Raw genomic sequence first — 7,248 nt, forward strand, 5'->3', positions numbered from 1 at the left:
GACCTAAGATCACATTTTATTCTTTTTTCCACTTCAATCTAAGAATTGAGAAAAAAGCAAAACCTTATATTATACCATAAAAAAATTATGCAAGAGGTCTAATATCGGACTATAGCGTTTCCTGTTCGCACGAGGTACATTATTAATGTTGAAAAGCTTAATTAGCAAAGGTTTAAGTGTGCCACACAGGCGTGAGAACCTTTATATACCCACTTTCCGCACTTCTTAACATTCAATTGATAATTTTTACTAATATATTTCTGACCACCCCTTACCAGTAAGGATTATAGCTACAATGATGGATTTTTATCAAGGTGAAGAATTGTAAATTTTTTTCTCAGAAAAAATCAATTATTGAAAATGTTCTCAATAGTAGTTTCTACAATGAAGGTTTTTTGTCAAAACATCTTGGGGAATGTATAGCACTTTTCACGTTACTGAGGTATCGACAAGTTTTGCCAACAAAGGGCTTAAGCCCCTTGCCCATACCTCATTCTGATGAAAACTGCTATAAAAATACATAAAAGTATATGAAGATGTGCGGAATGTCGGATTTAGGCGTTGCTGATTTGAGATATGAATCTTCTTTTCTGGTATTTTTAAAACCTAGAGCCAAACTAACTTTTGCATCTGATGCAAAGTTGGCATTCATACCTTGATTCAGCAACGCCTAAACTGGTACAAGTGTATGAACAGATGCCTGTAAGCATCGCACCGAAAAACTAATGCGCTCCGGGGTTTGGGGAGTAGAACCCCCTAAAGATTGGGATTGAGTGATAAAATCGGAAATAACGCCCAGTTTTAGCGGAGAGTTTCCCTTTCAAAATCCCAACTCAGTAGATTGACAAAAATTGAGCTGCGGCCTCAGTTCTGATCACCGATCACTGAAATCGCCAAAATTAAGCGACAATGTAAAGTAAGGTAAAACTTTCTGGACAAATTCTTATTATGGTGTTATTCGGATTCGGAAAAAAATTAACTTTGCCCACCGTAAGGGAGGCCCTACCCGGGCGATCGGAAAAAATGCCCGTACCTAGCACCCACTACGTTAACGGTCATTCTTTGCAGCCCCCCTTCCCTGGCGGTATGGAAACCTCAATGTTTGGTTTAGGCTGTTTTTGGGGAGCAGAGCGTAAATTTTGGCAATTAGAAGGTGTTTACACCACGGCCGTAGGTTATGCGGCTGGTATCACCCCTAATCCCACCTATCAGGAAGTGTGTACCGGCATGACTGGGCATAATGAAGTGGTCTTAGTGGTCTATGATCCCAGTGTGATTTCCTACGAACAACTGTTAAAGGTTTTCTGGGAAAGTCATAATCCCACCCAGGGAATGCGTCAGGGTAATGATACGGGGACTCAGTATCGATCGGGTATCTATACCTATAGTCCCCAGCAAAAGGAATTAGCGGAAAAATCCCGATCGATCTACCAAGAAGCCCTCAATAAAGCGAACTACGGTCAGATTACCACGGAAATTCTCGACGCACCTGAATTTTATTATGCTGAAGTTTATCATCAGCAATATTTAGCGAAAAATCCCGGCGGTTACTGTGGTTTAGGGGGAACGAAAGTGGAATGTCCGATCGCTCTTAATCTGAAGTTAAATTAAGTAGGGTTAGGAGTCAGTTATCAGTGATCAGTGATCAGTGATCAGTGATCAGTTTTCAGTTTTCATTCATAATTTATCATTCATAATTTATAGCGTTTCCTGTTCGCAAGAGGTACATTATCGATGTTGAAAAGCCTAATCAGCAAAGGTTTAACTGTCACACCCAAGTGTGAGAACCGCTATATCATTCAGATCATAAAATATCTTTTCTTTTTTGCAACCAATAGGTAAGGAGAAAATAAATAAGGGAATGAAGAATTAAAACTCCCCAATTCAATAACAAATTATTGATAGATAATTGATAAACTTGATTGGTATCCTCAAAGGGTAAAGGGATATTAAAGTCATTTTTTTCTTTCGCTTCTGCAATCATAGCTTCCACCTCTACTAATACCCCGTAGGCACCAATCGACCAGCGACTAATCATCAACCATGATAGATATTTTCCCAGACCTTCTAAGTTAAATAATACCCCAGCAAAGATAATCTGAGGAATTAAAATTAAAGGTAATGCGCTATTTGCTTGAGTGATATTACTAACGCCAGCAGAAATTAATAAACCGAGATTAATTGCCGCAAATATAGTTAAAAATGTGGTAATAAAACAGCCAATTAACCAGGTCATTAATTCTGGTTGCGGGTCAGTAAATCCCCAAAATATCACGCAGGTAATTACAATTGTTTGCAGAAAAGCTAAGGCTGCTAAAACCAGAATTTTCGAGAATAAATAGGGTAATAATCCCAGATTAACTAATCTTTCTCGCTGATAAATGGCTGATTCTTTGACAATTTCCTGTAGGGAACAGGCAAAACCTACCCACAATTCCGCGCAGGTAAAAACAAAGAGAGTTTTTAAGGCTAAAGTTGCCGATTCGATAGCATCTTCAGTCCCAGCATTATCTCCCAAAAATAAAGGATCTTTGTCCCCTAAAACCATGGCCATTAAAAAAATTCCGATCGGGGCGGTTAATAGGTATAAAATTAAACTAAATTGATCACGGATAATTAACTTGCTATACCGTTGACATAAGACCTGTAGTTGTTGCCAAAAAGATTGTTGAACCTGTTGCGGTTTACTATTATTTTGCTGAAATATTTTACCGATTCTTGCTTCAATATTATTTTTGTAGTAGTCGGATTGTTGGAAACGTTGACATTCTTGCTCAACTTTTTCGCTAGTTTCCAGATGAATATAAATATCGGCAAAATCCCCCTGAGGTAAAGAGAAAAAATTTAAGGCCTCCCCCGGAGAACCAAAATAACATAAATTGCCCCCTTGACCGAGAAAAACTAATCGATCGCAGAGATTGATATTATTAGTAGCATGGGTGACTAGGAGAATTGTTCTGCCTTCTTTGGCCAATTTTGCCAGCAATTCCATCATCTTTTTATCTAAACCGGGGTCTAATCCCGAGGTGGGTTCATCTAAAAAGAATAATTTGGGATTGGCTAATAATTCTACCGCAATACTTACCCTTTTTAATTGACCACCGCTTAAGTCTTTGACTAAAGTATTTCTTCTTTCTAACAATTCCACCTGCTCCAGGGTTTTCTCGATCACTTCTTGGCAATTAAGATCCGGAGGTAGCCTTAATTTAGAAGCATAATACAACACTTCTCCCACAGTTAAATCCCTGTGAACGATATCGTATTGGGGAACATAACCGATTTGGGTGCGATAGATATTAAAATTCTGGCGGAGGTCTTCCCCATTCAGATAAACAGTTCCCGAGGTGGTGGGTTCAATTCCTAATAAAGTCTTTAAGAAAGTCGATTTTCCCGCACCACTTCCCCCGACAATCGCCACTAATTGACTCGGTTCGATCGGTAAGGAGATATGATTGAGAATTATCAAAGGTTGTTTCTTTTTATCCCGCACCATCCTGACGATATCTTCGGCATCCAGACGGATATTATCCCCCGTATCTAATAAAACTAAGTCATCTCCCTGCAACCGAAAACTATAGGGGCCGATTCTCACCGTACAACCGTTAGTTAAAATGGCACTACCCGATACTTTTTCTCCGTCGATAAAGACTCCATTGGTGCTTTTGTCGTAGAGAATATAACGATTCTGGTTATCGCTATCGATAATCGCGTGTTGTCGGGAAATTGTCGGCGCGTCTAAAACCACAGTCGCGGTATTATCTCGTCCTAAAACTACACTGCGATTGCTTAGGGAAACCGATTTAAAAGCTAAAGGTGGGCTTTTTACCTGTTGGTTAGGATGATAATAGGTAATCTTGACCGAATTTTTGACATCTTGACCGATATGAATCTCATCCCCATTTTGTAAAAGATAGCCCTCTTTGGGAGTAATCACGCGATTGTTGATAAAAAGTTGATTGGAACTAGGATTAGTCCCGTCTCCATCGTAGATATAGTAATCATCTCCCTGACGACGAAAACAAGCTTGTACTCGACTCACCACCGTCCAGTGTTGGGGAACAACTAAATCCACCTGTTGACCATCCCGCCCCAATTTATAATTAGGACGACTCAGATTAATAGAAGGGAGAAATTCTCCCTGATTGTTAAGAATAATGTAGGGTTCTTGACTAATAACCGTTTTAATGTTGGGAGAATTGGTCATAAAAACTCGATCGGTAGATGGCGTTCGCGAGGGACAGTAAGAAGCTAAGATAGAATTGATGTCTCGATCGCTACTGTTAACCTCAGAGTCTGGAACGAACTCTAGAGATCATGTTAGTAAAACTTCTTAGGATCGATCGAGCTTGTCTAAATTCCTATTCCTAAGACCTATCCACAGGTTATCGTGCTGTTAGACGATGGTTACAACTCCTATTTCTCCTACCGCCAAGGTTTCTAAAGTCGAAGGTATCAAAGAACGCAGTAATTATCTACGAGAACCTTTGGCCAGTGAACTCCTCGAAGATACAACCCATTTTACCGATGCGGCGGTGCAGATCCTCAAGTTTCACGGTTCCTATCAACAGGATAATCGCGACAATAGAGCCAAAGGTCAAGAAAAAGACTATCAAATGATGTTGCGTACCCGCAGTCCGGGGGGTTTTATTCCCGCGCAACTATATCTTACCCTCGATAGTTTGTCCGATCGCTACGGTAACGGCACTTTACGGGTGACAACCCGCCAAGGCTTCCAATTACACGGCATTTTAAAGAAAAATCTCAAAGCTACCCTCGGGGAAATTATCCGCAGTATGGGATCCACTTTAGCGGCCTGTGGTGATGTTAACCGCAATGTCACTGCACCGCCAGCCCCCTACAAAAATCGCCCCGAATACGGCTATGCTTGGGAATATGCCAATAATATCGCCGATTTGCTCACTCCCCAAACTGGCGCTTACTACGAAATTTGGCTCGATGGCGAAAAAGTGATCAGTGCAGAAGAAGCGCCAGAAGTCAAGGCATCGAGACAAAAAGATACAAATGGCATTAACAAAAACGATCCCATCGAACCGATCTACGGTCAACATTATATGCCCCGTAAGTTCAAGATCGGTGTCACCGTGCCGGGAGACAACTCCATCGATATCTACACCAATGACCTCGGTTTGGTGGTGATTACCGACGCAAACGGGGAATTACAGGGTTTTAACATCCTTGCCGGGGGTGGACTGGGAAGGACCCACAATAAGGAAGAAACTTTCCCCAGAATGGCCGATGCGATCGGTTATGTGGACAAAGAAAATGTGTACGATCTGGTAAAAGCGATCGTGGCAACCCAAAGAGATTACGGAGATCGCGGCGATCGTCGTCATGCCAGAATGAAATATATCCTCGAAGAATGGGGAGTAGAAAAATTCCGCAGCACTGTTGAGGGTTATTTCGGTCAAAAAATTGCCCCCTACCAACCCCTCCCCGATTGGAAATATCAAGACTTTTTGGGATGGAATGAACAGGGAGACGGAAAATTATTTTTTGGTCTTTCTGTGGAGAATGGCCGGGTCAAAAATGAAGGCAGTTTTCAGCTAAAAACCGCCTTAAAAGTGATTATCGAGCGTTTTCAGTTGCCCATGCGCTTGACGGCTAACCATAATATCATTCTCTACGAAATCGAACCCCAGGATCAGCAAGCGATCGAGGCGATCCTGAAAGAACACGGAATTGTCACCAATCCCGCCGAAATTGACCCTTTAACCCGTTATTCCATGGCCTGTCCCGCTTGGCCTACCTGTGGATTAGCGATTACTGAGTCAGAAAGAATTTTACCCCGGGTAATTGAACGCATTCGCGCCCTGCTTAATCGCTTAGGATTAAGCAAAGAGCAATTTGTCATCCGCATGACAGGATGTCCCAATGGCTGCGCGCGTCCCTATATGGCAGAATTAGGATTTGTGGGTAGCGCTCCCAATTCCTACCAACTCTGGTTAGGAGGAACAGCCGATCAAACTCGACTAGCGCGCCCCTATTTGGATAAAATGGCGATCGATGATCTAGAAAAGGTCTTAGAACCGATTTTCGTTTACTTCCAACAGGATCAACAAAATAACGAGACCTTCGGAGAATTCTGTCATCGAGTCAATTTCCCTGCTTTACAAGCATTTTCAGCCACCTACACACCTAAAATGACCGAAACTACTACTACTGAATCAAAACCCAAACGCGTGCGTAAAAATCAAAACCGTGTCAGCGTCCCCGATGATATGTTTGTCCGTCTCAAGGAAGCTTCGGAAACGGAAAAACGGCCGATGAATCAAATCATCAATGAGGCGCTAGAGGCCTATTTCAGCCAAAAATCCTAATCAGTTATCAAGGTGGGACTTAACCCACCTTTTTTTAATTAGTATATTCATAGGGTCGGTCTGTCGAAAAAATCATAGTCCATCACATCATCTTGGTTACGCGATATGGTGCAACAATTGGGGCAGTTTCTCAACCCTCAAGCGGGAAGTATAGAGGAATATCAGAAGTTTTTATCAGAAGTCTTACAAGCAGAATATGACAGTAATAGCGATCCTACGGTGGTTTATCCTATCCTACAACGCGGTCAACATCTGTTAGATGATATCTTTGCCCAACTGTTGCAACAATGGGCTAGAAATGTGTTTTCTCAAAGGAAACCAGAAGAAGTGGCGGGTATTGTCGGGGTGATTCAGAATTTATGTGTTGATATTCAAAATTTTCCCTTGGGAAGTCGGGCTAATAATCTAGAAATCGCTATTACAGGCTATCAAACGGTTTTAGAAGTAAGAACCCGTGATGCTTTTCCTTATGAATGGGCAAGCGTACAAAATAATCTGGGGAATGCTTATAATAAGCGCATCAGAGGGGAAAGAGCAGATAATCTAGAGTTAGCTATTGTTGCTTATAACCAGTCTTTAGAAGTCTATACCCGTGATGCTTTTCCTTATGAATGGGCAAGGTCACAAAATAATCTGGGTAATGCTTATAGTGAGCGCATCAGAGGGGAAAGGGCAGAAAATTTAGAGTTAGCTATTGTTGCTTATAACCAGTCTTTAGAAGTCTATACCCGTGATGCTTTTCCTTATGAATGGGCAAACACACAAAATAATCTGGGTACTGCTTATAGTAATCGCATCAGAGGAGAAAGGGCAGAAAATTTAGAGTTAGCTATTGTTGCTTATAACCTGTCTTTAGAAGTCTATACCCGTGATGCTTTTCCTTATGAATGGGCAAGGACACAAAATAATC

4 protein-coding genes are annotated in these 7,248 nt (G+C 41.4%); 3 read left to right on the forward strand and 1 reads right to left on the reverse strand.

All coding sequences use genetic code 11. The annotated features are described in order from the left end of the window. The first annotated feature begins 948 nt into the window (after window positions 1–948). On the forward strand, window positions 949–1,611 hold the full coding sequence (gene msrA / locus PX481_RS28375) for a peptide-methionine (S)-S-oxide reductase MsrA (protein WP_288027451.1): 663 nt from the start codon (window positions 949–951) through the stop codon (window positions 1,609–1,611). Window positions 1,612–1,804: 193 nt separating this feature from the next. On the opposite strand, the gene PX481_RS28380 is transcribed toward msrA, so the two are convergent. Then, a complete protein-coding gene (locus PX481_RS28380) occupies window positions 1,805–4,204 on the reverse strand; it encodes an ATP-binding cassette domain-containing protein (protein WP_002757871.1) in 2,400 nt (799 codons plus the stop codon). A gap of 196 nt (window positions 4,205–4,400) precedes the next feature. On the opposite strand from PX481_RS28380, the gene sir reads away from it, so the two are divergent. Together sir and PX481_RS28390 are read left to right on the forward strand one after the other, a co-directional pair. Beyond that, complete coding sequence (sir, locus tag PX481_RS28385; protein ID WP_288097290.1) at window positions 4,401–6,338, forward strand: sulfite reductase, ferredoxin dependent; 1,938 nt, start codon at window positions 4,401–4,403, stop codon at window positions 6,336–6,338. A 105-nt stretch (window positions 6,339–6,443) separates the two neighbouring features. After that, on the forward strand, window positions 6,444–7,248 hold an 805-nt coding region (locus PX481_RS28390), incomplete at its 3' end, for a tetratricopeptide repeat protein (RefSeq protein ID WP_288097292.1).

It is taken from the genome of Microcystis sp. M53603_WE2 (genome assembly GCF_030065435.1).